A 26,426-nucleotide genomic window follows, 5' to 3' on the forward strand; every position below is an offset into this window, starting at 1 on the left:
CTTTTCATTACCATTATAGTACAATTGCCTAAAAAATATATTGGAAACTAATTATTTTTTGTTTTACATAGTATACTCTAAGCGTAGAGAAGTTATGGCGGCGGCAAGCGCACAGGAACATGCGCTTTGCAACAAGAATCGCAACGTTAATCTTCGGAATCCTAAAAGCTGTTAAAGAAGACAAGAAAAAATAACCGTCTACTTTGACCAAGTACGGTTATTTTTAAATAATCCAAAAGGTCACCGTCTTAAACCGCTCTACACTAGAGAGGTATGTTGGCGCATACCTCTCTTTTCATTATTATTATAGCACACTTTCCTAAAAAAATATATTGTAAACTAATTATTTTTTAGTTTCGCATGGTATAATCTAAGAGTAGAGAAGTTAACACGGTGGCTATCCAATCTGAAAGAGAGGTGATGCGTATGCACGTATTTCCGAAATTTAGAGAAAGGAGAGGCCTGTTGTCAGCATACGAAACAATTCAGACGATCCTAGGGTTTGGTATGTTTACCATTGCTTTGATTGCGCTGATTGTGAAATTGCTTAAAAATGACAATAAAAAATAACCGTCAACTTTGACCAAGCACGGTTATTTTTAAATAATAAAATTGGTCACCGTCTTAAACGGCTCTACATCAGAGAGATATGTTGGAAGCATATCTCTCTTTTCTTTACCATTATAGCACAACAACCCTAAAAAGACCATCAATAAAAAATGCCCAAGCCTCCTATTTAAAGGCTCGGGCATTTTTATTTTAGGGACCAGTCACTAAATTCCAAGTGACCGCAGCATTGTACTGTTGTCCTTTGGTTCCTTGATTGGCTGGCACTTCTAATTTAATGTTCTCAAACGTAAAATCCAGTTGGTAGACGTCACTACCTGTGAACTGTTGGTTTGCGACAACACTGGTTGCCACATTATTCGCCGTTAAGCTCAAAGAACTAGTCTTACCAACTGCTTTGATTTGTTCGGTTGCTTCGTTATAATTTGTAAAACTTGAAACATTCGCTGGACCTAACAATAAACGAGTCGCTGTTGGCAGACTATCTGTGGTTGCTTTCGGTTGAGATAGTTGCGCTGTCATCTGCCAATTCGGTTGATTTTTCTTAATTCGTAAGTAAGGATTGCGTGTACCATTTTCGTAGTAATCGGCCGCTTTTTTCAAGCCTGATTGTTGCGTTTTACTAGCAATATTCATTTGTCCAAAATCAAAGGTTGGCACGCTGATAAAGCCTTCTGCTGTTGGTGTAATTGTTCCTTGGGTTGTATCTGTCAGACGTACCGCATCCGCGGCGCTCACTGTCGCAAAATTGCCTGTAACATCAAGGGTTGCCGTCAAGCGTTGGTCTGATGTTCCTGAAATTTTGGTGCCAACAAGCGTCACGTTGGCTGTTTGTCCAGCGGGAATTTCGAGACCTGTTAAGCTGATTCCTTGAGCCCAAGTTGTCGCCGTTACTGGATAAATTTTCGGTGCTTGTCCGTCCAATTGGACAGAAAGTGACGTCGGCGTACCAATTCCTGCAGGCCAAGTAGTCGCTGGTTTCACTGTCAGCGTTTTAAGTGGTGCCAGGCTGGTATTTTTCAGTGTTGCCACCCAATCTACACTATCGCCATTATTCACGACACGGTTGGTGCTGGTCAAAGTTAAAGCAGCAGTCGGCGTTTCTTCTTCATAGACCGCCGTCATATCGTCATTATCATCAAAATCCACCTGATAAGTTGGCGTAGCCGTTGTTTTTAAGGTCGTTGGCTTGGTGGTTCCTTTATACCAACCAACAAACTTATAGGTTTTTGCCCCAGCCGCATAAACGCTTGGTAAAGCTTTTGAAGCAGTATAAGTAAAAGGATCACTGGTGACTGTGACTTGATTCCCTTGCGTAAATCCTTGAGGTGGCGTGATTTTTGCGCCAGATTTATCTACAAAGTTTTCAGTCACTCGGCGATTAGTCGCATAGTAATAGATTGGCTTATTAGGATACATTTCTACGCCTGTTGGTGCCACGCTACTTCGAATTAACGTAGCTTTGTACAAACTAGAGAAACTTTGTGTAGGCTCTTCTTTCCAATGAAACTCAATTATTTTGTATTGATTGGCTTTGACTTTCGAAGCAGAAAAGTAAGGTGGTTGTGCCCCCGCATCATACGGATTACCACTAAACATATTCTCAACACGCCCTGCAACTGGATAATCTAGTCCTTGGTAATTGGCAGGTTTGGTAAAAGAAATTTCTTGGTATTGTCTTGGAATCGTAATCAATGAATTTTTTGTTCCATAGAAATTCATCTGGGGAGTCAATACATATTCCTTTTGCGGGATCGTCAAAGTTTTAACGTTGCCTGTACTGTCGACAGCTGAAACATTACTTAAAACCGTACTCAGCCCATCGATTGTTTCAACAATATCCGTAGTCACCTGAAACCCTGTCGGCTGAAGCAATTGCCCATCTTCCCCAACAAAACCAAATGTCACCGTATTTCCGCCGTATTTAATTTCTTCGTAAACAACGGTTAAATCATCGTTATCGTCAAACGTTGTATCATACTCAGGCGTTCGACTCGTTTCTAACACCTTAGGCTTGGTTTTGCCTTTATACCAGCCTTTAAATCGGTAAGCTTTATTGTTTAAAAAATAACTAAACGGCAATTCCTTCGCCAATTTAAAATGATAAGTATCACTGTCAATCACCGTTTGATTCCCTTGCGTGAAGCCTGTAGGCATTGGTACCTCAGCGCCTGCTTCATCAACATAGTGTTCAGTGACGCGGCGGTTTTCTAAGAAATAGTACATCGTGTTATCGGTCGTGAAATAACCTGGCTGAGTAGTGGTCGTCGCCATGCTTAAAGGTGTACTAAATTCCGTGTTGGTAACATCATTTTTCCATCTACTTTTTTTAATAAAATAGCTATGAGGCGTCGGTAAGTTATATAAACTATAGTAAGTGCCATCAGTTGTTACCTGTTCATCTGTCTGATTACTAATATGTCTTAACAACGTTGGCGTCAAAGGATAGGCGGTCGTTGAGCCAGTGTAGAATGAGCTAGGTGCGACTGTCGGAGTTTTATAACGCTTGGGGATAGTCAAACGAAAATCGGTTACCCCAGAATAAGCAAATTTAATTTCAGGTACATAGGTTAGTGTTTGGCTAGGAACAGTTAACTGTTTTAAATTACCTGCATTAGCGACTGGAGCAGTCCCCACCTTCTGGGCCACCTTGTCCACGACAGTTGTTAAGTTCGCCTGAATGTCTACATTCGTTGGCGCAACAAGTGCCCCTTTTTCATCAACAAAACCAAACTTATAGGTAACTTCAGGAATAGTGGTGGTCAATTCATCGACTTCATCATAAAAAACATATAAATTGTCGGCATTATCATAAGTGACATCGAACTCTGGTGTCAATGAAGTTTCTAACTTAACGGCTTTCGGGTCCGCTGGTCTTGCTGACCCTTTGTACCAGCCTTTAAACTGGAAATGACGATTCCCAGAAGAGTAAGTTGCTGGAAACGCCTTTGGTGCTTTGTAGTGAAAATCGTCTGAATCAACCACTGTTTTTGAAAGACTGGCATTATACCCTGTAGGATACGCAGGTAAAGCGGCTGGTTCCATGGTACTATAATAAATACTAACCCGTCTGTTGGGGACATAATAGTAAACCGTGTCATCCGTCGTATAATAATCATTGGCACCACTTGTTGTGGCCATACTAAAGCCATAAGCAAACTTAGTCTTTGATACATCGCTTTGCCAAGAAACTGTGGTAAACGCGTATTGCTTCGGAGTAGTCCTAAGCAACCTAAAGCGCGTACCACTCTCATCTGTTTCTGTTACTTCATTGTTCGTAAGACGAACTCGCTTAGATTGAGCGATTGGAAATGTCGTGCCTGTATGATAACTAGTGGGGGATATTTGAGGTAAATCATAGTAACCAGGTAAACGAATTTGATTATTCCAAATCCCCGAATACCCCGTATTTCCCGTACTATCATCATCCGCCAACGTTACTGTCGGCACTATCATTTCTTTAAGATTACCGACGTTGCTTGTGACGACATCACCAACTTTGCCAGAGGTGCCTTGCGCTTCAACCTTCATTACATCGCCAGTAATCGTGACTTTAGCGGGATCGATATAATTACCCGCTTCATCAATAAACGCTAATTTATACGTTTTAGCGGGAATAGCAAATGTACCTGCCGCTCGATTTTCTCGTTTGCTCCCTTGCTGTGAGTCAGGAACAAGCGGAACAGGCTGATCCAGTTGAACGTTTTCAGAAACTTCTGCCACTGGCGGTTCTTCTGGTTGCGCTTCTGCCGCCGTTGTTGTAATTGGTGGAATCACTGGTAGTCCTCGAAGAGGTGCTCCGCTCTCTGAGCTTTCTGGTGGTGCATCAGCTTGCAGTTCTTCTTGTGGTTTTTCTTGAGTAATGTTTGGTGCGGTTATAGTTTCAGCAACTGCTGGGAGGCCATTTAATGAACTGATTAGTAAAGAACCACACAAAGCGATTGCAAATAAACGGTTTCTTTTTTGATTCATGCCATTCTCCTTTTTTATGTAACTTTTTATTGTTATTTTTATTGTCCTATGTATGATTTTTTGTATGATTTTCATTTTATCAAAAAAAGGCCCCGCTGAAATTTCAAATTTTGATACGACAACTTGATATTTCCAATGATTCCTTTCATACCAAGGAGGAGCCACTGTTTTTTGGTAAAAAACAGCCTGGAAATCAGTGGAATCCACCATTCCCTCTCTAATTTTTGCTAATTTTTCTTGATATTTATTGAAAAAAGCTCAAAATGTTAGTAATCATAACTAACATTTTGAGCTTTTCTTCTCTATTCTTAACAATTAGGGAACAGGAAAATCTTTTAAAGCTTAAAAATGACAAGAAAAATAACCGTCTACTTTGACCGAGTACGGTTATTTTTAAATAATTAACATGGTCACCGTCTTAAACGGCTCTACATCAGAGAGGTATGTTAGCGCATATCTCTCTTTTCATTATCATTATAGCACAATTTCCTAAAAAAATATATTGGAAACTAATTATTTTTTTGTTTCGCATGGTATAATCTATGTGTAGAGAAGTTATGGCGGTGGCTATCCAATCTGAAAGAGAGGTGATGCGTATGCACGTATTTCCGAAATTTAGAGAAAGGAGAGGCCTGTTGTCAGCATATGAAACAATTCAGACAATTCTTGGGTTTGGTATGTTTACCATTGCTTTGATTGCGCTGATTGTGAAATTGCTTAAAAATGACAATAAAAAATAACCGTCTACTTTGACCAAGTACGGTTATTTTTTGCAACTAAAAAGGTCACCGTCTTAAACGGCTCTACATCAGAGAGGTATGTTGAAGCATATCTCTCTTTTCCTTTTCATTATAGCACATTTTCCCGAAAAGTACGAATAAATTTATCGTTAATCTTCGGAATCCTAAAGGTTGTTAAAGAAGACAAGAAAAAATAACCGTTTACTTTGACCAGTACGGTTATTTTTAAATAATACAATTGGTCACCGTCTTAAACGGCTCTACACTAGAGAGGTATGTTACAGCATATCTCTCTTTTCAATGCTATTATAGCACAACGACCATCAAAAGACCATCAATAAAAATGCCCGAGCCTTAGAAAAATAAGAGGCTCGGGCATTTTTATTTTAGGGGCCAGTCACTAAATTCCACGTGACGGCGGCTTGGTATTGTTGGCCAGCCATGCCTTGGTTGGCTGGCACTTCTAGTTTGATGTTAGCAAACGTGAAGTCTAGTTGGTAAACGTCACTGCCTGTGAACTGTTGGTTTGCGACCACCGCTGTTGCGGTATTGTCGGCGGTTAAAGTCACGGTGCTGGTCTTGCCAAGTGGTGTCCTGGTTTCTGTTGGTTGGTTGTAATCGGTAAAGCTGGCAGCAGCGGCCGTTCCTAGCAACAAGCGGGTCGTTGTTGGCAAGCTGTCTGTGGCTGATTTCGGTTGCGACAGCTGGGCCGTTAAACTCCAATTGGCTTGGCTAGTATTCAGGCGTAAATAAGGGTTGCGAGTGCCATTGCCGTAGTAATCTGCGGCCTTCTTCAAACCATATTGTTGCTTACTTCCTGAAATTGCTAGTTTACCAAAATCAAATGTCGGGGTACTAATAAAGCCGTCACCGTCAGGGCTCGTAATTTCTTGATCTAAATCTTTAATACGGACCGTATCTTTGGCGGTTAAGCTGCCAAAGTTGCCCGTTACCTCAACATCAGCGGTTAAAACTTGACCAGGTTGACCGGTCACGGTGGTTCCTAATATGTTCATTTTTAATTGACCGCCAGCTGGTAAAGGCTGATCCAACGTGATGGTCACTCCTGCACCGGTCGTCCATTGTTCTTTGGTGACAGGAAAAGCTTTGGTGTTTTGACCCGTTCCTTGTACAAATATCGTGTTGGGTGCGCCGATGCCAGCCGCCCAAGTTGCCGTTGGCTTGATTTTAATGGTGGTTAACGGCGCTTCGCCTGTGTTCTTCAGTAGTGCTTCCCAGTAGTCCATTGTGGCGCCATTTTCGATTATGTCAACGGCACCTGTTAACGTTAGTTCCGCAGTGGGAATTGCTTCTTGGTACACAGCGGTCATGTCGTCCTCATCATTAAAAGTTGGTGTAAAACTTGGGGTCGTTGTCGTCTTTAATGTTGCTGGCTTGCTTTTGCCTTTAAACCACCCTTGGAAGATATAGGTTTTTTCACCAGCTTGGTAGATTTTCGGTAAAGCTTTTGCGGCAGTGTAGACATAGTTTTCACTGTCCATCACTAGCTGATTTCCTTGTGTAAAGCCAGTTGGTGGCGTGATTTTTGCGCCACTCTCGTCTACAAAATGTTCAGTTATTTTTCGTTGCGTTAAGATGTAGTAAACAGGGCCACTAAAGGTATTGTAATTGGTAAAATACGTAGAATTTATTGGCACAGCATACCGTCGATACAACCTTGGATAGGAAATATCTGGCGCACTTACTTCAGCATTAACATTAGCTAACGTATAACTTTGTGCTTGATTAACGACTTTGGTCACATCAAAGGCTGTCTTTGCTGTATTTAAAAGGCTATCGCCTTGGTCGCTCCGATGATACATAACTGTTGGTACAGGATATCGACTATCTTCACCAGAGCTTGGTGCCATGGCTGAATAGTTTTTTGGTACTTGAAACGTCACATTGATTGGGCTATAGACACTGTTGCCAGTATCAGTGTTAGGGACAATAATTTCTTTGTCATCAAGAGTCATTGTTTTATAATTTTCGACATTCGTTCCAGTAATCCCTGTTGCTAAAATGGTTGAGTCTTTATTCTCCAACTCCCATAAGTCATAGGTCATCTTAATTTTACTTGGATCAATAAAATTTCCTGAATCATCCACAAAACCAAATTGATAGGTAGCGCCTGGCAAGATTGTTGTCTTGACTTCTTCATAGACCACATGCAAATCGTCATTGTCATCATAGGTCACCGCATAACTAGGCGTTTTGGTGGTTTCCAACGTGCTAGGTTTCGCATTCCCTTTGTACCAACCTTTAAATAAATACGTCTTCCCATCACTGCCTGTGTAACGCTCAGGCAAGGTGCCTTCTTGGGTAAAAGTAAAATCCTCCCCCGTCACAATGGTTTTCTTATCCTGCGTAAAACCTTCTGGCACAGGAATCGCCCCGCCTGCGGGATTCTCAAATTTTTCCGTGACACGCCGCTTGGTTAAATAATAATACACAGGACCCGCTGTTCCTCGTCTTTGGTGCGAACTAGTTGGACCGCCGACATCTCCATAAAAATAGGTCAGTGCATACGTAACGCCTCCTGGTGCCGTAGCTACCGTATATTTAAACGTCTTTTTAGGACCAAACGTCAGCTTATTGGGCATTTTTTCATTGGTTAACTCTAATTCCGTCTCCGCATTGGCGCCCACATAGTTCGTCACTTTGCCCCCAACGTTCGCAAAAACCGTTGGCACTGGATATTGCGTAGTGTCTCCTGTATAAAACGTACTTGGTCGAATGTCCAGGCTTTGATACTCCTTAGGAATAGTAAACGACACTTCAGAAACGCCATAAATATTACTTGGATCCCGATTGTTGGTATCATATTTAAAAGCTGGTGACGTTGGAATAGACAGTAACTTTCCGCCATTCACAGTGGTGGGCTCAAGGGGGGTTCGTTGTAATTTCTCTTCATAAAACGAAAACGAAGAAAGATTGACCGCCATCGTAATTCGGTCGGGATCAAACAACGTCCCGTCTTCCTCCACAAAGAAAAAGGGAATCTCGCGCCCTTCCACAGAAGAATAACCAATCGCTCGAGAAGCAATTCTCGCCGTTTCCTGTGGCGGCACTGTTTTCGCTTCACTAGCGACCGTTGCCTGTGACTCTTCGGTTGTTTGCGTCGTCTGGCTCGCTTCGTCACTAGACTGAGATGTTGCTACTCCTTGCTCCGTCGCCCCAGTAATCGTTTCCGCTAACACAGTCACACCAACCACTGAATCCATGAACAAAGAACAACTTAACCCAACAACTAGCCATCTTTTCCAATTTACTCGCTTCATCTTGCTCCTTCTTTCTATGTAAAAATTCAATCTATAGTCTCTATAAAGTCCTTTCTTAATCAGTATCCTGTTATTATCGATACTGATAACTAGCATTTTTTTATTTATTTTACCAAAGAACACACCGCTTGAAATTTCAAATTTTGACATATTGAGTGCCGTTTTTTAGTGATTCCTATCCTTTCAAGGCTGAGCGCCTCTGTTCCCTTTGAAAACAAGTGTTATTTTAGCGAAAATCAAGGATTTAAACGCTCTTTTGATGAACCCCAACTGCTTTTTCCTTAATATTTAAACCAAAAAGCTCAAAATGTTAGTAATAACAACTAACATTTTGAGCTTTTCTCATGATAACTTAACTATTTTAAGGACCTGTAACTAGGTTCCATGTAACTGCGGCCTTGTATTGCTGCCCTTTAACACCTTGATTGGCTGGCACTTCAAGTTTGACATTATTGAAGGTGAAGTCCAACTGGTAAACATTACTACCTGTGAATTGCTTGTTGGCAATAATACTCGTCGCCGTGTTGTTGGCTGTTAAGCTAATGGCACTCGTGGTACCGACCGTATTTTTCAACTCGGTTGGTTGATTGTAATTGGTGAAGCTAGAGACAGGCGCCGCCCCTAATAATAAGCGGGTCGCTGTAGGCAAGCTGTCTGTCGCTGATTTTGGTTGTGACAGTTGCGCTGTTAAGCTCCAATTCGGTTGCGTTTTCTTAATTCGGACATACGGATTGCGGGTACCGTTACCGTAGTAATCCGCGGCTTGTTTCAAGCTGTGTTGTTGCTTAGTTCCTGCAACGCCCACTTGGCCGAAGTCGAAGGTTGGCACACTGATGAAGCCTTCGGTCGTTGGTGTGACTACTTCTTGATCATTTGGACGAATTCTCACGAAGTTATCCACTGTACGATCTTTAATACCACCAAATACTACAACTTCTGCTTTCAAAACAGTGTTTGGTTTCCCTGTTGCGCGCGTTGTGAAAGCAACTGAAACTTTTTTGCCGATAGGAACGGCATTTGGTAAAGGAACCCCCTCTGTCCAAAGTGTACTATTTACTGGGATTGATTTTGTCGTTCCTCCTTCTGGTGTCACTTCCATGAAGGTTGGGATCGTCAGACCAACTGACCAATTGGGCCCTTTTTTCAAGGTAAGATTCTGTAAGGGTGCTTTGCTGGTATTCGTGATCGTTGTTGTCCAAATTACATTGGTATTCGTATCGATCACTTCTTTTGGTCGAGTTAATGTGACACTAGCCGTTGGTATTTCTTCCTTATACATGGCGGTCATATCGTCATTGCCATCAAAGGTCGCATTGAACGTTGGTGTTGTGGTTTTGTTCAACGTACTTGGCTTGGTTTTTCCTTTGTACCACCCTTGGAAAGTATAGGTCTTGCCATCTGTAGTATACGTCGCTGGTAAAGCTTTTGCCGCTGTATACTTGAAGGTGTTACTAGTCATCGGTACTTGGTTACCTTGGGTGAAGCCTGTTGGTGCGGTAATTTTGGTACCGTTGGCATCAACGAAGTTTTCGGTGACTTTGCGATTGGTTAAATGATAGTAGATTGGCCCTTCGATTGTTTTATATCTAATATTTCCATCGCTTTCATCTAAACTATTAATACTTCTACTCATAATATTCGGATATTTAACACTAGAATCTATCGTCACATTTATCTCCCACGGTGTATAACTCCTATCTTCCCTCTGTGTTAAAGTTAAATTAGAAATAAGCCCTGCTTCAGTGAAAACATTATCTGGTGCAATCGTGCTAATTATTGCTAGTTTAGGCAATGGATAATTCGTCCCAATTTTCCCTGTTTTATCGTAAAGATTTAACGATTCATAATATTTAGGAAGCTTGATTGAGAAGTCAGAAAAGACATCTCCATTCCAGCCGGTTGTAGTAGGTCGCTCGATAGTTGTCGCAGGAAATATCACCTGTTTAAAATTACCTACCGTTGTACCACTCTGATTGGCAGCAATTGTTTTGTAAGAAACGCTTGGATCTACTCCTGCAGGTCGTCTAAAAGAAATCCCCGTATGATTGTACGTAATATTAATATCTGCAGGATTCGCTAACTTACCATCTTCACCAACAAAACCAAATTGGAATGTCTCTGCAGGAAAATCAAAGGCTCTTACTTCCTCATACACCACATTTAAATCATCATTGTCATCATAGGTTACTCCATAACTTGGCGCTTTCGTCGTTTTCAAAGGCTCGGTTTTGGTTTTGCCTTTGTACCAGCCTTTGAACTTGTAGGTCTTACCGCCTGTTGTATAGGTGTCGGGTAAGGTACCTGCTTGTTTGAAGGTGTATGGGTCGCTGTTAATTACCGTTTGCTTACCTTGGGTGAAACCTGTTGGCGGTGTGATTTTGGCACCGTTTGTGTCTACGAAGTTTTCAGTGACACGGCGGTTGGTTAAGTAGTAGTAGATTGGTTTATCTACTGTATAATAGGTTCCTCTTTCTTTCACTGTCACATTAGGATCCTCGACAATCTCCCTTAAATAAGCAGGGACTTGAACATCTGCTGGAGCAGCGCTAATTGGTTGGTTAAAAATAAATGATTGAACGCCACTTTTCTTTAGGTCAAACCATCTAGAAATGTTTTTACTTGCACCTTCAATTACATAATTTGTACTATTATTACCTAGGATATTAGGAAGCGGATAGAATGCATCAAACGTTCCATTCTTGTTATAAACACTCATTTTTTCATAGTACCTTGGTGGTGTAAACGTTAAATTAGCCGCGCTATATTGTGAATATTTCCCACTTACTATTTCAAAAGATTGAGTAGGATAAACGATTTCTTTTAAATTATTTTTGGTTGGCGCAACTTTACCTTGTTCAATACTGACTGTTTTCCAACCAGCAACATTGCCTGTTAACAATTCCCCAAACCAAGTGTCATAGGTTAGTTTAATTGTTGAAGCATCTACTCGCTGGCCTGACTCTTTCACGAAGCCGAATTGATAGGTCAGCGCTGGAAAATCAACGGCATCTATTTCCTCATACACCACATTCAAGTCATCATTCCCATCATACGTCACCGCATAACTTGGCGCTTTCGTGGTGGTCAAGGTACTTGGTTTGGTTTTCCCTTTGTACCAGCCTTTGAACTTGTAGGTTTTACCACCTGTTGTGTAGGTGTCTGGTAAGGTACCTGCTTGTTTGAAGGTGAAAGCATTGCTAGTCATCGGGGTTTTCTTATTTTGGGTAAACCCTGTTGGCGGTGTAATGGCTACGCCGTTCGCATCTACGAACTTTTCGGTGACTTGTTTCCGTGTGACTACGTAATTGATTGTTTCTCGGTACGTTGCTGTACCGTCAAAGCCGAATAGTACTGGTTCAGATGGGTTGTTTACACGACCTACAAGCAGGATTCTTAGAACATCTTTACTATCCGAATTTAGAGAAAAAATATTCCCACTACTTTTAGAAAATACACTCTCTATTGTGCGAAATGGATCATAAGGAATATTAAAATTTCCAAACTTTGGTGTGTCACTTGTATGCTGCGAACTATATACGACTGCCCTCATTGTAGAATTTGGAACAACAATGATGTTATCCACATATTTTAGCGTGTTATCAATCTTTAATTGTTCAATCGCATAAACAGTCTGATTATAACCTGCTGGTAAATTTGTGTAAAAATCGTACGGCAAAGGAACTGCTGCATTGATAGCTACTCGATATTGTCCACTCCCTGCATTAGAAGAAACAATTGGATATCTATAAGCGCTTGCTTGATATCGAGTAGGTGTTGTAGATGTTGCAGTTGTCATTAAAAATTTAGTATATGTCCCTGATAACGTCAAATTTTCATCAGCGAAAGCTTTTCCTGTTTCATCCGTAAAGCCAAAGGTTATTCTCGGATAAATTACTTGGTTATTCGGTACCCAACGTGGTGAAATGCTTTTTTGTAGGTCATTTTCACTACTAGTTGCTGGTGTTTCTTCTTGTTCCACTTCTGCTTGCGGTTCTTCTTTCTGCTCTTCTTTCGCTTCTGCTTCTTCTTGTTTCTCCGCTTCTTTCGTTTCCTCTTCCTGACTCGTGTCAGTCGTTACTTGACTATTTCCCGTGCTGGCTTTCGTTGTTTCTTCTTTCACGCTACTTGCTTGCGTCTCTTCCTTGGCACTACTTTCGGCGGTCGGACTACTTTCAATCGTCACGGTTTCCGCAACTGCCGTCACACCAGAAAAGGCGTTAATTACTAAAGAACTACACAAGCCAATGGTTGCTAATCGTTGCCACTTAGTTTGCTTCATGTCGTCCCTTCTTTCTATGTACGATTCCCGCCAAACCGATTAAGGCGAAGCCGAGAATGCTCAAATTTGCCTGACTCTTGCTCCCTGTACGAGGGAGCGTTGAGCCAGTTGTGGTGGTCTGTGTCGAACCACCACTTCGTTGATCTCCTTGCGGAGGACCAGCTGGTTCCTTGGGATCAGCAGCTGGCGCATCTGTTTTCGGTGGGGGATCTTTAGGAGCGGGTGTTCTCGGATTTTGGTAAAATTCAATCCCCACCGAACTAGAACCACCATCAGACGCTTCAACATTTATAAAAAAACTAGGAGAAGATAGTAGACACACAATCATTAAATAACGCTTTTTTTTCATTGAAAAACCTCCTTTTAACTCGCTAGCCTTTCTTGCCCTTTTACACAAGAAAGACGAAACAACCTTTTGTTACTCCTCTATAATAACAAAGAAACCCCCAGCAGAAATTGACGATTTTTTCGCACCCCATGCGAAAATTTTGAAGGTTCCTATTCTGACAAGGGTTACAACAGCTGTTATTTAATAATCGGCTCAAAAAAAGGGCGATTTCGGCAAATTTTTACCAAAATCCCCTGACAAAATTTTAAGATTCCGCTCTTTTTAACAAGAAAAGCTCAAAATGTTAGCAACGAATACTAACATTTTGAGCTTTGTTTGATTGTTTTGAAGTAGGCACCTGAAAAAAAACAGTATTTTTTTCGCCCAGCCCGCTATTTTTCCGCAAGACTAACCAAGTAAGGCGCTAATGAATAGCCCTAAGGCATAGGTGCCATTGAAAACCATTAAGTTTTTAATGGAATGACGGAAACTTTTCGGCTGCGGCAATTCTTGTTTAAACGTTTGAATATTTTTCCAAATGACAGGCAAAGTAGCAAATGTAATTAACACTGGCCATTGATAAATACCACTAATGAAGCCGAATAAAATCACCAGATAACCAGCTAGCGCTAACACTTGAAACAGCACAATCCCTGCTGGGCGCCCGATATAATAGACTAACGTATAACGGTGGTTCTCAATATCCGTGTCTAAGTCCCGTAAATTGTTGGCGAGCATGATGTTAGCAATCGAACAGACCAAAGGCAAGGACGCCACGACAATCGCAAGTACCGCCCAGAGATTGCCGTCTAAGCGAAAGGCGCCGCTAGCAAAATCGACCGTTAAGTAAAAAGGCGGATTGGTGACGACGTTCAAGTAAACGGTTAAGACGAAGATGCCTAAGCCCATCGTGAAGCCACTGAAAATTTCCCCCAAGGGCATGCGGGATAACGGAATCGGTCCATACGTGTAGAAAATACCGATGAAGCAGCAAATCCCGCCTAATACGAGGAAGAGCCAGCCTGTTTGAACCGTTAAGTAAGCACCCACAACGGCAGTGAAGGCAATCATGGCGAAAATCATGTTGCGGACCAGTTGTGGTGAAACGCCTGATTGTCCGATAATATTTTCTTCATATTTATAGACGTCAGATTTGGCTTTTTTGAAGTCCATGTAATTATTAATGGCAGTGGTGGCCATATCAAAGACCACCATGCCAATGAAGAAAACCAGCGTGTTGCCCCACTGGACTTCCCCAAAATAGGTCATTGAAAACAAGACCCCGATAATGAAGGGAAAGAGACTGGCAAGCTTCGTCTGAATTTCCACTACTTTTAAAAACACATTTAAAGACATTTTTAGTCGCTCCTTATTTCAAATCGGCCCGATTACCCATCGTATAGCCAGAGTCTTTGCCGATTTCAAAGTTGCCTTCGATATCTTTGCTGATGTAGACTTTGTCGTCTTTTGTGACGAAAATGGCATCGGTTCCTTTCAGACTTTCGACATATTCTAGTCCTTTTTTGACGCCCATTGAGAAGACGGCTGTTGAGAGACCATCACCATCGATGGATTTGTCGGTGATAATGGTGACACCTGCGATGTCGTTATCAAACGGATAGCCAGTTTCACGATCAAAGAGATGGTGGTAGGTTTTGCCATCGACTTTTAAGTAGCGTTCATAAATTCCTGATGTGACTAAGGTTTTGTTGCTTTCTTTGACTTGACCTAAAACAGTGTTGCGGGCTTTATTCGGGTCTTGAATACCGACTGTCCAGTCCATGTCTTTGCCACGTGGGCTGTGTCCTAAGACGTAAACATTCCCGCCTAAGTCGACGATAGCGGTGGTGACGCCGTTGTCTTTGAGGACTTTCACGACTTCGTCGGTGATGAAGCCTTTGGCAATTGCACCTAAATCCAATTGCATGCCTTTTTCTTCAAGGTAAACGGTTTGCTCTTTGTCGTTGAATTTGACTTTCGTGTAATCGACAAGTTTCAAGGCTTGATCAATTTCGGCTTGGCTTGGTTTGCGGGCATCATCGAAGCCAATGTGCCACATAGAGGTGATTGGGCCAATTGCCATGTCGAAGCCGCCGCGGGAGTCTTTGCTATATTCATAGGCTTTTTTCAACAAAGGATACAGGTCATCTGAGACTTTGACTGGTTTTACGCCTGCTTCTTGGTTGATTTCATCAATTTCTGAACCTGGTTGGTTGACCGTGATTTTATCGCCTAGTTCTTTGACACGGGCAAAGGCTTTCGGTAAGACGTCTTCTTTGCCATCATCGTAGATGCGAATTTGAACGTAGGTACCAAGCATTGTTTGACGGTCAGAGTATGGTTCTGTATTAATTTTCGCTTCTGGTTTTGAGGAACAAGCAGCTGCCACAAACAGCACTGCTAGAACACTCACCATGAGCAGAAGTTTCTTTTTCATAGGATTCCCTCTTCTTTCCTTCTTTAATTAAAAAATAAGTTCTCTTGCATAGTAGCCTTTTTTGGAAAAAATGAAAAGTCTTTCTCTTGGAAATTCACAAATTTCTGTGAAAAAATTTGTGAAATGATGGACAGAACTAGCGAAGAAAAAGGGGCGGGAAAGTCAGCCAACCGACTTTTTCCCAACCCCTCAATGGTGTCAAGTAATTGCTGAAAAGCATTTCAGGAACTACTTCACGATTCATTTATTATTACTTATTTTGTTACGATGTTGTCAACAACGATTTCAGTTGTGTCGCCTTTTTCAGCAGCGTTCACTAATTGTTGTGCGTAGTTGATGAATGAATGTGTGCTGTGTGTTGCACCAGTTACCACTTCAACACCTGCAGGTGAGCCGTCTTCTTCGCCCATTGCTTTAACAAATTCTTTGTTTAATGTTTCGATATATTCTTTTGGTCCAACGCCAGCAACGTCTTTCATTTTGCTTTCGTATTCAGTGTCATCTTTTTTAGATTTGCCGTCAGCGTTCACGTTATCGTAGTTAGATTCAGTCACTTTACCATCTTTCACAGTCATTGAGAATGTTGTGTGGTAGCCGTTTGAGTCATTTTTTTCTTTCAATGAGTACGTACCATCTTTCAATGTTGCCCCATTGTCGATTTCGATTGTGTCTGTGTTACCAGCTTGTGCTGCTTGGATTAATTGTTGTGCGTAGTTTTGGAATGATTCAGATGAATGAGTCGCACCAGTTACTACTTCCACACCGCTTGCGCTTTGTGCTTTAACAAAAGAATCGTTTAATTGTTTGATGTATTCTTTTGGTCCAACACCAGATTTTGCTTTCATGCTTTCTTCATACTTAGTGTCTTCTGTTTTAGATTTGCCGTCAGCATTGATGTTGTCATATTTAGATTCAGTGATTTTGCCGTCTTTTACAGTCATTTCAAAGACTGCACGGTAACCATTTTTTTCATTTTTTTCTTCTAATTTATACGTACCATCTTTTAAATCGCCACCGGCAACTTTTTTCGCTGGTGCTGATGATTCAGTTGATTTTTTCGTTTCTGAAGATGCTGCGCTAGAAGAGTTCGTTGTGTTGTCTTTCTTGTCTGCGCCACAGCCTGCTAATACTAAACTAAATAATGCAATTGCCGCAAAACCTTTAACAAATTTATTCACTTTCATTGATAGTCACCTTTTCTTTCATGATTTTCACAAACATTAAAAGTTTGTGATACATTACACATTATAATGGTTTTAAAAACGTTGTCAAGACCATCCCCTAAAAATATTTACATTTCGGTCTTTTTTTCATCAAAAACTCATCGTTGGAGTAAATTTGTTGACAATTAAAATTTATATTAGACAAATTCGTGAAATACTTATATAATGTTAGTCGATTGTGTACTTATTAATCATTATCACTATTTTACTACTTACAATATTAAGGAGCGGATTGTCAATGACAAAGCAAAATATTGTCGTTGTAGGTGCTGGGTATGCTGGCGTTTCAGCTACTAAATTTCTAGCAAAGAAATTTAAAAAAGATACGGACGTAACAATCACATTGATTGATCGCCATTCTTACCACACTATGATGACCGAATTGCATGAAGTAGCAGGCGGACGTGTTGAACCAGAAGCAATTCAATACGACTTACAACGTTTGTTCTCACGCAAGAAAAACGTAAAATTGGTAACAGATACTGTTACTGGGATCGACAAAGAAAACAAAGTTGTGAAAACTTTAGCAGGTTCTTATCCATTTGACCAGTTAATTCTGGGTATGGGTGGCGAACCAAACGACTTTGGAACACCAGGCGTGAAAGAAAATGGTTTCACCTTATGGTCATTTGATGATGCAGTGAAAATTCGTCATCACATTGAAGCAACCGTTGCTAAAGCAGCCATCGAACCAGATGCTGAAGTACGCAAAGCAATGTTAACATTCGTTGTCTGTGGTTCTGGTTTTACTGGGATCGAAATGGTCGGCGAATTAATCGACTGGAAAGATCGTTTAGCGAAAGATGCCAAAATTGATCCAGACGAAATTACATTAATGGTTGTTGAAGCAATGCCAACCATCTTAAACATGTTATCTCGTAACGATGCTGCCAAAGCAGAACGTTATCTAGAAAAGAAAAATGTTCAATTATTATTGAACTCACCAATCGTTGAAGTTGCAGCAGATCACATTAAATTAAAAGATGGTTCTGAAGTACCAACGCATACGTTAATCTGGACAGCTGGTGTGAAAGCAACTTCTGATGCCGCTGACTTTGGTTTAGAAGCAGCACGTGGTAGTCGTTTAGTTGCGAATGAATACATGCAAGCAAAAGGTTACGAAGACAAAAACATTTATATCATTGGTGACTTGGTTTATTACGAAGAAACACCAAATACACCAACTCCTCAAATCGTTCAAGCAGCTGAACAAACAGGTCATACTGCGGCTGCCAACATCGTTGCAGATATTAAAGGTGGCGAAAAACACGCCTTTAAAGGAAACTACCAAGGATTCATGGTTTCCATCGGCGCGAAATGGGGCGTTGCCAACTTATTCGATAAAATTCATTTGAGTGGTTTCTTAGCCATCATTATGAAACATATCGTTAACTTGAAATACTTCTTTGATATTCGTTCTGGTTACTACATGTTCCAATACATTATGCACGAAATCTTCCATATTAAAGATGATCGTTCTGTTGCTCGCGGACATACGTCTCGTTACGGCAATGTCTTGTGGAGTGTTCCGCTACGTGTTTTCTATGGTATGGTTTGGTTAGTCGAATCAATGAAGAAAATTGTCGGCAACGGCGATTACTTGAAACCAAGCACTTGGTTTGGTGATGGTTCTTGGTTCACAGATAAAGTCGTTTTCCCATTCCCTTGGTTACAAGAACAAGTAACAACAGGTGCTTCTCAAGCAACTGAAACAGCAACAACTGCTGCAAGTGGTGCGGCGGATGCGGCGGCAAGCGGTGGTGCCGATGCGGCAACACAAGCAGCGCACTTTGGTTTAAGCTACGCTTACGGCGAAACACCAATGCAAGTGTTTGATCACATGCCTAAATGGTTCGAAAGCGTAATGAAATTTATGATGCCAAACCAAGAAGTTGCTTTGTTCATGCAAAAATTCATGACAATCGTTGAAGTATGTATTGCTTTAGCATTGATTGCTGGTTTATTCACTTGGTTATCAAGTGCTGCTACAATTGGTTTAACAATTGCCTTCTGTTTATCTGGCATGTTCTATTGGGTAAATATCTGGTTTATCTTTGTCGCTTTTGCTTTGATGAACGGTTCAGGCCGTGCTGTCGGTTTAGACCGCTGGGTAATTCCATGGATTCAACGCAAACTTGGTAAAGCGTGGTATGGTACCCCGAAAGCTAGATACGGCGGTAAGTAAGCAATCGATAATCGATTGACAACTACGAGCAAAAGCTGAGACACATGTCTCCAGCTGACTATCATAGGATTTAGTATGTGGGACAGCAGTCAAGCATGACTTTTGTCCCACATATTTTCTTTTATATAATATGGTGGCTCAACTGAGGTCGGGACAGAATCGTTTAGCTCCGAGAAATAAGAAGAAATTTCCGAAAATTGCTCTTTAATTTTTGGGGGATTTCGGCTTATTTCCGAAGGAGTTGGTTCTGTTCCCGCCGTTTATCAGTTTTTGAGCTTGGAACAAAAATTCAAAGTAATTTTTGTTCCAAGCTCGTTCACTGTGTTATGATAGACAAGAAAAAAACACCAAAGGAGAGAGAAGAAAATGACGATCAAAGAATTCATTAAGAAAAGTCGCTTGAAAACATGGGACGTTATTATTATTGCTATTTTAGTTCTTGGTTCTTTTCTGCCCCTTGTTGTTTTTGCCATGCAAAACCGTGGTCAAGAAGCGGCTACGTATCAAGCAGTCTTGAAAGTAGACAACAAAGTAATCAAAGTCTTTGACTTAAAAAAGGACGGCCCGCATTATACATATAAATACGAAGCAAAAGACGGTGATTACAACCTGATTGAAGTAGATGGTGATCGTATCCGCGTGAAGGAAGCCAACTGTGCTGACTTAGTGGATGTTCGACGAGGCTGGATTTCCAAACCTGGTGAAACCCCGATTGCCTGTCTACCCCACAATTTGTTTATCACCGTGGAAGCTTCTGATGGGAGTGAAGACGGTAGCTTAATTTATTAAGCACGACAACTATGAGCAAATTACACAAGAATATTTATATTGCTATGCTCGTTGCCCAAGGGGTCATTATTGGTTTAATCGAAAATATGATTCCTTACCCTTTCGCATTTGCTCCTGGGGCAAAGCTCGGTCTAGCAAATTTAATTACCATTATTGCGATTTTCACCATGCGTAAGCGTGATAGTTTTTTCCTAGTCTGTTTACGTTTGATTTTAACGACATTACTGGGCGGCACACTTTCGACCTTTTTCTATAGTGCCAGTGGTGCCTTATTAAGTTATTTCGGCATGTTGCTTGTCAAGCAGCTGGGGCCAAAACGGGTCAGCATTATTGGGATTAGTGCCGTTGGTGGTTTCTTACACAACGTTGGTCAGTTGCTAACGACCTCTTTCTTTGCTCATTCGTGGGCGCCGATGCTGTACTTACCATTTCTATCTCTGTTTGGGTTACTTTCGGGGATTGCCATTGGGATTGCCGCTAATTATTTACTGCAACATGTCCAGACGTTACGAAAATTCCAACTGAATTATGAACAAGCAACGAAACATAAGTGGAGTCAATTTTTCTAATTGAAAACCTGTCCGCCACAATTAAAGGAGTCATCTTATGAATATACATCCTATGTGGAATACCTATCCTACGTTATCAAAAGAATTAACAACTACTCTTCGCTTGATGGAACAAGCGGTTCAAATCGATAATCAAGAGATTCAAGCTGCTGTCCATGACATGATTCATTCTGGCGGCAAATTGCTACGTCCAGCCTACCAACTGTTGTTCTCTTATTTTGGTGAACAGCGGGACCCTAAAAAGGCGACAGCGTTAGCGGCTTCCATTGAATTACTGCATACCGCCACGTTAGTTCACGACGATATTGTCGATGAAGCTGATACGCGTCGTGGCTTGCCAACATTGCGTTCGCGCTTTGGAAATAGCACAGCCGTGTATACAGGCGATTATCTTTTTGTTTGCTGTTTCAAGCTCTTATCTGATTATTCTTCTTCATTAAAAAGCATTCAATTAAATTCGCGCAGTATGGAAAAAGTCCTGACTGGTGAGCTTGGTCAAATGGACAATCGCTATAATTTCGAGGTAACGATTGACCAATATTTAAAAAATATTTCCGGGAAAACTGCGGAACTGTTTGCGCTAAGTTGTTTTGTCGGTGCCTATGAAAGTGGCACCTCCCAACGTTTTGCCAAACGTTGTGGTGAAATCGGCGAAAATATCGGACTGGCTTTTCAAATTATTGATGATATTTTGGACTATACACAAACTGCCGATGCTATCGGCAAACCCGTCTTAGAAGACGTACGTCAAGGCGTGTATTCTTTGCCATTGATTTATGCACTTGAAGCCAATCGTGAAGTCTTGTTGCCACTTTTAATGAAAAAAGAAGCCTTGACCGATGAAGAAACACAGGAAATTTATCGTCTTGTCCATGAACTAGGTGGCGTAGAAAAGGCCCAACAATTAGCCACTCATTACACAGAAAAAGCGCTGAAAGAAATCAGCAAACTTCCTGAAACAAAGGCCCAAGCGAAAGAACAATTGTATGAAATTACACAAACGATTTTGACAAGAGAAAATTAAAAAAGCCGCTGGATCCTATTGAGGATTTAGCGGCTAGCTTTTTAGGTGATACCAAACATATATTTTATGATAGAATTTAAAAATATACTTGATTCATTAGTAGAAAGAGGTGCTACTATGACTTTTCTCCAGTGGTATTCTCATACCACGCTCAGCGAAATGTGGGCGTTTTATGAAAAAACAATCACGCATCATCCCTATTACCTTGCCATCTGTCTTAAAGATAAAGAAAATAGTTGTCCAATTGGCTACGTAAAAGCGGAAATGAACGATAGTCACGACTTTGGCACTTCGAAAGGAGTTTCTTCGGCATAAAGGGATTGTGACAGACGCCAGTAAATCATTGGTTTCATTACTGAAAAAAAGAGAGTATCCCCTATATTACAGCCACACATGATGTAGAAAATTATCGCAGTGGAAATGTGATGAAATAAATCGGTATGACGTACTGTTACTAATACAGAGAACAATGGCAACCTAAAAATGTGCTCATTTCTGAATGTACCAGTTAAATTTAGATAATCACGCAGACCGTGTCTATAAAAAATATTGGGATACTTATCCTGACCACTTCATAGAAGACATTTGATGTAAGCTTGTTTCTTCTAAATCCTTTTTGCCGTTTTTATGTATTGAAAGCGTATACTAATAATTGAAAGGACGTGATTTTTTGCGTAAAGATGTACCAACTATGTTCGCTTAATTTAACATTTTTCCCAAGACAAGTAATATCAGCCTTGGAGACTAAAGCGAAAAGAGAGAAAAAATGAATTTACAAGAAATAATCCATAGATTAGAAACTATCTATCAACAGACCGATTACAATGGTAGTTATGCACTTGTAACCGCTGATAAAATTTTAGCTAAGAAAAATTATGGGTTTGCAAAATTTAAGGAAAAACAGTTATTCACAGAAGCAACTCAAAGTTGTATTGGCTCTGTAACGAAGCAATTCACTGGTACCGCCTGCATGATCCTTCATGAACAAGGTAAGTTAAACTTGGAAATGCCAGTAGTAGCCTTTTTTCCAGATTTGCTAATCCCAAAAGCAATCACAGTTAAACATTTATTGACAATGAGTAGTGGTCTACCTGATTATCCAACGGAGCTATTCTTAAATAGTTTGAAAAAAATTAAAGAACAGAGACCAGAGCTAAACGAAAAACTTCAGGAATTTTATGCTGAATTTGCTACCGCAGAACAAATTTCTTTCAATAAATTGAAAACGATAATTGCTACTAAACCGATGGATTTTCAGGTTGGAACCCGAGTTTCTTATAGTAATACTAATTATTATTTATTAGGTTTGATTATTGAAAAAGTATCTGGACTCTCATTTGAGAAATTTGTAACACAAAAAATCTTGTCTCCTTTATCGATGGTAAAAACTTCCTTTGCCACACAAAATAGCATAGCAAGGAGCTATCGTAACATTGATAATGAACTACATGAATTTCCAAATACTTATCAATTACTATCTGCAGATGGCTGTATGGTCTCGACTATTAACGACTTATCGAAATGGCTACAAGCAGTTCTCAAAGGTGAAATTTTGTCGCCCGAAAGTTGGGATCAAGTTTTCAATCTCTATTTAAAAGAATATAATTGTGGTTGGATGAAGTTAGGAGATTGGTTTTACCATGGCGGTCAATATCTAGGTTTTTACTGCGAAATCTTTCTGCATCGAAAAGCAGGTCTAGGAAAAGTTATGCTTTATAATCGGGAAGCCACTTCTGAATTAGATCAATATTCTATGGATGAACGTTCCAATTGGCGTAATTTAATTCGAGATTGGTCATTTTCTCAAAATTAATAAAAAAGCTCTAATCCTATTGAAAGATTTAGCGGCTAGCTTTTTAGGTGATACCTTGCTATAATAAACACGAAGAGAGCGTACTAGACATACGCTCTCGGGTAGACCGTTTAAGACGGTAGCTTGATTTTAATACGGAAATAAACCCGTCAATCTTCGCTAAAGGTTATGACGGGTTTATTTTTTGTCGTTTTTATTACTGATTTTGACAATTAATGTTGCGAAAGCAATCGCAAGCATCAATGCTTCAAAGACAGTCACTGCTATTCCTTTCTAGGGAAAAAGCGAACAAGCAAAAACATTGGCAGTCCCCCTTTTTTGAGAAATTGCCACCGTCATAAACTTCCTACTTGTGTAGTATAACACATTTATCCCTTACTGGAATACGCTTACTTTTTTTATTTACTATTCGACTTTTCCGTTTCAACTTGCTATAATAAACACAAAGAGAGCGTACTAGACATACGCTCTCGGGTAGACCGTTTAAGACGGTAGCTTTAATTTATTGGTTAATAAACCCGTCAATCTTCGCTAAAAGTTATGACGGGTTTATTTTTTGTCGTTTTTATTACTGATTTTAACAATTAACGTTGCGAAAGCGATCGCAAGCATCAATGCTTCAAAGACAGTCACTGCTATTCCTTTCTAGGGAAAGAGCAAACAAGCAAAAACATTGGCAGTCCCCCTTTTTTTGAGAAATTGCCACCGTCATAAACTTCCTACTTGTGTAGTATAACACATTTGTACTTTGTTAGAAGGCGCTCTCTTTAAAAAAGTAGGAGCCCCAGAGAGATCTAGAAAAAAGTGTCCAATTATCTATTAATAGATCTTTGGACACTTTTTTCTTATTAAACAAAGGTTTTATTCTGGCGCATCTTCCAGAGACCATCGCAATACTCCACTATACCTTCCGACTGGATCAGAAGGAAAAATCGTCAACTGAAGTTGTTTGGTCAAATTAGCGGTAGCGTTGCCGCTTCCTTGCAAAATAGGTTGGCTATCTGCATTAATTAGAACACGCTGATTCTTCTCACCATAACTTATTCTTTTGTCGAGTAACTCACCGCTTTCGTTCTTTAACGGTTGTTCTTCTTTTACTTTAATTGTCCACCGACTTTTATCAAGTTTGCTTGTATCTTCAATGCGGATTTCTTTATTTGTAATAGAAGAAATCATTGTCTCTGTTGCGGGAATTTCATTCACACCAAAATTGATTGTATCAGGTAAAATGAGCTTGGGCCCAGCTTCTTTTTGAAGAGTCCGACTGTCTTTTTCTGACTCTTGATTGTTCTCATCTTTTATATAAAAGAAAACCTCTCGATTCAACCAATGTTCAGGAAAAGTATACGTAACTTTATCAACAACCGATTCTGGCGCATCTACATATTTTTTTAATTCTTTTTCTTCTGTGCCACACTTCGCTATTAAAGTTATATTGGTTGATGGATCATGAGAAAATGAAAAAGTAACTTCTCGCTGATTTGTAAAACGTGAGACCAATAGCGGATTTTCTTCATCCATCAATTTGAATTGTAATAACTTCTTTTCACGATAACGATGAATAATTGTTTGCTCCTCTGGAAGAAACATTCCTTGATCTTGTTGGGTCTTAATTGGTTCATAGCCAGCTATTTGGGGATACTGATTAGACAAGTCAAAAGGCGTGGTTAAAATCCCTTCTTTTGTGACTAGTTCATGAATAGCATTATCTTGTTCATTTAAAAACACAGCCGTTGCTTTCCCCACATAATTCACACTGGATGTAGCAGTCGTTTCCTCTAAATTTTCTCCATCTAAAAGAGTTCTTGCACTAAACGGCAAGTCTAATTTTCCACTTGAAATGAGCGCCGTATCGACTGGATTTTGAGTCCCTTGCCATTTCAAGTAAACTTTATATTGTAATACGGTATCGTAGAGACGACTATCTGACAGATTTTTTGTCATAATTTGGATATTTTCACCATCTGTTTGGCTAGTAAATAAATCCGTTAAATCTTCTCCTTTAAAGTCTGTAACTAAGACTTTGTCAAATTGATATTGCTTTGTTTGATTTACTTGGTTCAGGTTAACGTTTACAACCATTTGACTAGGTTTTGTCCACTGATCAATATTGGGAATGGTCTGTTGCACATTTAAACAAACAGCCGTCTCTGCATTTTCAAAATAAGTATCCATTGCGTAGGCTGGTGGAAATTCTGGTTTTGCCAAAAAATCCGTAAAGTAAACAATTGATGACGGCGTTGTGTCATTGTTGTGGACTACAAAAGTAACAGTAGAAATACTTTTGGTCGTCATTTCAAAACGCTGGCGAGGGTCCCGCCAAGGTACCCCTGCAGTAACGTTTTTTAGATATAACCAATAATCATCGTCTCCGCCATCCCACGTATCGTAAAGAATATGTGTAGGATTTTCCGCATATAAGGCATCAATTATCGTTCCAGGGTTTTTATAGCCAACATATTTGTTTGAATTTAACCCATAGTAATTAAACGCTGTTTTTATCGTTAAGGGCTGACCATAATTATCAACAAAATCATAGGTAACCAGCATTTCGCCTTTAATCGTAATTCCTAAAAAGTAGCTTTCAGTAAAACTAATTGATCCTCCATCCAAATTACTTTTATTCCGTTGTAATGTAACTAATAAATTAACTGCTTTTCCTTCATAGAACCCCACATTTTTTACTAATGCTTTACTTTTATTTGTCGTTTGACTAACTGCCATGTAGTTTGAATACACTTCGCCTTCAATTGGTTCAACGGATGTATTTTCGCCGTAATGCATAATAAATGTGTTTGCCGCTGGTGTAATCGATTGATTTGCCCAATGGAAATAGCCCAGTTCTGTTAATGGTCTAGGAGCAGCCTCTACTTTTTCAACTCCTAAAAAGATCCCTCCAACTATCCACAATAAAATCAATAAATAGTTATGTTTTTTCAATTGAGATTACAACCTCCTTACTTTTACTTGTAAAAAATAAAATAAATATTAAATAACAATTGATATTATTTGAAGATCCAAAGACAATTGTAATAGAATTTCTATGCTGTATCTACTCTAAAATATTTCTTAAAAATACCTAAAAAACGAAAGCTTATTTAACAATCGACTTTCCCGTTTCAACTTAGCATAATAAACACGATAAACATGAAGAGGTCAGGACAGAACCAATTAGTTCCGAAGGCGTTGGTTCTGTTTCTGCCGTTTATTAGGTTGCGA

17 protein-coding genes are annotated in these 26,426 nt (G+C 40.1%); 9 read left to right on the forward strand and 8 right to left on the reverse strand.

Going from position 1 to position 26,426, the window contains the following annotated elements:
- The first annotated feature begins 426 nt into the window (after positions 1-426).
- Positions 427-570, forward strand: coding sequence for a type I toxin-antitoxin system toxin PepG1 (gene pepG1, locus IGL90_RS13220; RefSeq protein ID WP_277813275.1), 144 nt, complete (start codon positions 427-429; stop codon positions 568-570).
- A gap of 189 nt (positions 571-759) precedes the next feature.
- Here pepG1 (IGL90_RS13220) and IGL90_RS13225 read toward each other — a convergent pair whose 3' ends face one another.
- Positions 760-4,749, reverse strand: a complete 3,990-nt coding sequence (locus tag IGL90_RS13225) for a WxL domain-containing protein (RefSeq protein WP_048736879.1) — start codon at positions 4,747-4,749, stop codon at positions 760-762.
- Between the two features lie 386 nt (positions 4,750-5,135).
- On the opposite strand from IGL90_RS13225, the gene pepG1 (IGL90_RS13230) reads away from it, so the two are divergent.
- Positions 5,136-5,279, forward strand: a complete 144-nt coding sequence (gene pepG1, locus IGL90_RS13230) for a type I toxin-antitoxin system toxin PepG1 (protein ID WP_277813275.1) — start codon at positions 5,136-5,138, stop codon at positions 5,277-5,279.
- A gap of 386 nt (positions 5,280-5,665) precedes the next feature.
- Here pepG1 (IGL90_RS13230) and IGL90_RS13235 read toward each other — a convergent pair whose 3' ends face one another.
- The 6 genes from IGL90_RS13235 to pplA form a co-directional block, all read right to left on the reverse strand.
- Positions 5,666-8,710, reverse strand: coding sequence for a WxL domain-containing protein (locus tag IGL90_RS13235; RefSeq protein WP_048737729.1), 3,045 nt, complete (start codon positions 8,708-8,710; stop codon positions 5,666-5,668).
- A gap of 211 nt (positions 8,711-8,921) precedes the next feature.
- Positions 8,922-12,839 carry a WxL domain-containing protein gene (locus tag IGL90_RS13240; protein ID WP_163404262.1) on the reverse strand — a complete coding sequence of 1,306 codons (3,918 nt, stop codon included), beginning with the start codon at positions 12,837-12,839 and terminating at the stop codon, positions 8,922-8,924.
- Positions 12,826-13,188, reverse strand: coding sequence for an LPXTG cell wall anchor domain-containing protein (locus tag IGL90_RS13245; protein WP_002368511.1), 363 nt, complete (start codon positions 13,186-13,188; stop codon positions 12,826-12,828). Before IGL90_RS13245 ends, IGL90_RS13240 begins: the two co-directional genes overlap by 14 nt.
- Before the next feature lie 387 nt (positions 13,189-13,575).
- On the reverse strand, positions 13,576-14,523 hold the full coding sequence (gene menA, locus IGL90_RS13250) for a 1,4-dihydroxy-2-naphthoate polyprenyltransferase (protein WP_010821964.1): 948 nt from the start codon (positions 14,521-14,523) through the stop codon (positions 13,576-13,578).
- Between the two features lie 13 nt (positions 14,524-14,536).
- Complete coding sequence (locus IGL90_RS13255) at positions 14,537-15,604, reverse strand: FAD:protein FMN transferase (RefSeq protein ID WP_002354751.1); 1,068 nt, start codon at positions 15,602-15,604, stop codon at positions 14,537-14,539.
- Positions 15,605-15,858: 254 nt separating this feature from the next.
- Positions 15,859-16,788, reverse strand: a complete 930-nt coding sequence (pplA, locus tag IGL90_RS13260) for an extracellular electron transfer flavoprotein PplA (protein WP_002368513.1) — start codon at positions 16,786-16,788, stop codon at positions 15,859-15,861.
- A 277-nt stretch (positions 16,789-17,065) separates the two neighbouring features.
- Between pplA and IGL90_RS13265 the strand changes: the two genes are divergently transcribed.
- From IGL90_RS13265 to IGL90_RS13295, 7 genes are all read left to right on the forward strand, one after another.
- Positions 17,066-19,012 (forward strand): NAD(P)/FAD-dependent oxidoreductase, encoded by a 1,947-nt coding sequence (locus IGL90_RS13265; protein WP_002354747.1) that lies wholly within the window; start codon positions 17,066-17,068, stop codon positions 19,010-19,012.
- Positions 19,013-19,209: 197 nt separating this feature from the next.
- Positions 19,210-19,401, forward strand: a complete 192-nt coding sequence (locus IGL90_RS13270; protein WP_082153316.1) for a hypothetical protein — start codon at positions 19,210-19,212, stop codon at positions 19,399-19,401.
- Positions 19,379-19,801 carry a NusG domain II-containing protein gene (locus IGL90_RS13275; RefSeq protein ID WP_002354745.1) on the forward strand — a complete coding sequence of 141 codons (423 nt, stop codon included), beginning with the start codon at positions 19,379-19,381 and terminating at the stop codon, positions 19,799-19,801. The genes IGL90_RS13270 and IGL90_RS13275 overlap by 23 nt, the downstream gene beginning before the upstream one ends.
- Before the next feature lie 11 nt (positions 19,802-19,812).
- Complete coding sequence (locus tag IGL90_RS13280) at positions 19,813-20,370, forward strand: Gx transporter family protein (RefSeq protein ID WP_048737482.1); 558 nt, start codon at positions 19,813-19,815, stop codon at positions 20,368-20,370.
- A gap of 37 nt (positions 20,371-20,407) precedes the next feature.
- Complete coding sequence (locus tag IGL90_RS13285; RefSeq protein ID WP_002358954.1) at positions 20,408-21,394, forward strand: polyprenyl synthetase family protein; 987 nt, start codon at positions 20,408-20,410, stop codon at positions 21,392-21,394.
- A 117-nt stretch (positions 21,395-21,511) separates the two neighbouring features.
- Positions 21,512-21,709 (forward strand): hypothetical protein, encoded by a 198-nt coding sequence (locus tag IGL90_RS13290; RefSeq protein WP_010774056.1) that lies wholly within the window; start codon positions 21,512-21,514, stop codon positions 21,707-21,709.
- Positions 21,710-22,160: 451 nt separating this feature from the next.
- Positions 22,161-23,207 (forward strand): serine hydrolase domain-containing protein, encoded by a 1,047-nt coding sequence (locus IGL90_RS13295; protein WP_002386221.1) that lies wholly within the window; start codon positions 22,161-22,163, stop codon positions 23,205-23,207.
- 861 nt (positions 23,208-24,068) lie between these two features.
- On the opposite strand, the gene IGL90_RS13300 is transcribed toward IGL90_RS13295, so the two are convergent.
- Positions 24,069-26,117 (reverse strand): hypothetical protein, encoded by a 2,049-nt coding sequence (locus IGL90_RS13300; RefSeq protein ID WP_082153320.1) that lies wholly within the window; start codon positions 26,115-26,117, stop codon positions 24,069-24,071.
- Between the last annotated feature and the right edge of the window lie 309 nt (positions 26,118-26,426).

The sequence above is a fragment of the Enterococcus sp. DIV1307a genome, from assembly GCF_050537425.1.
Classification (GTDB): domain Bacteria; phylum Bacillota; class Bacilli; order Lactobacillales; family Enterococcaceae; genus Enterococcus; species Enterococcus faecalis.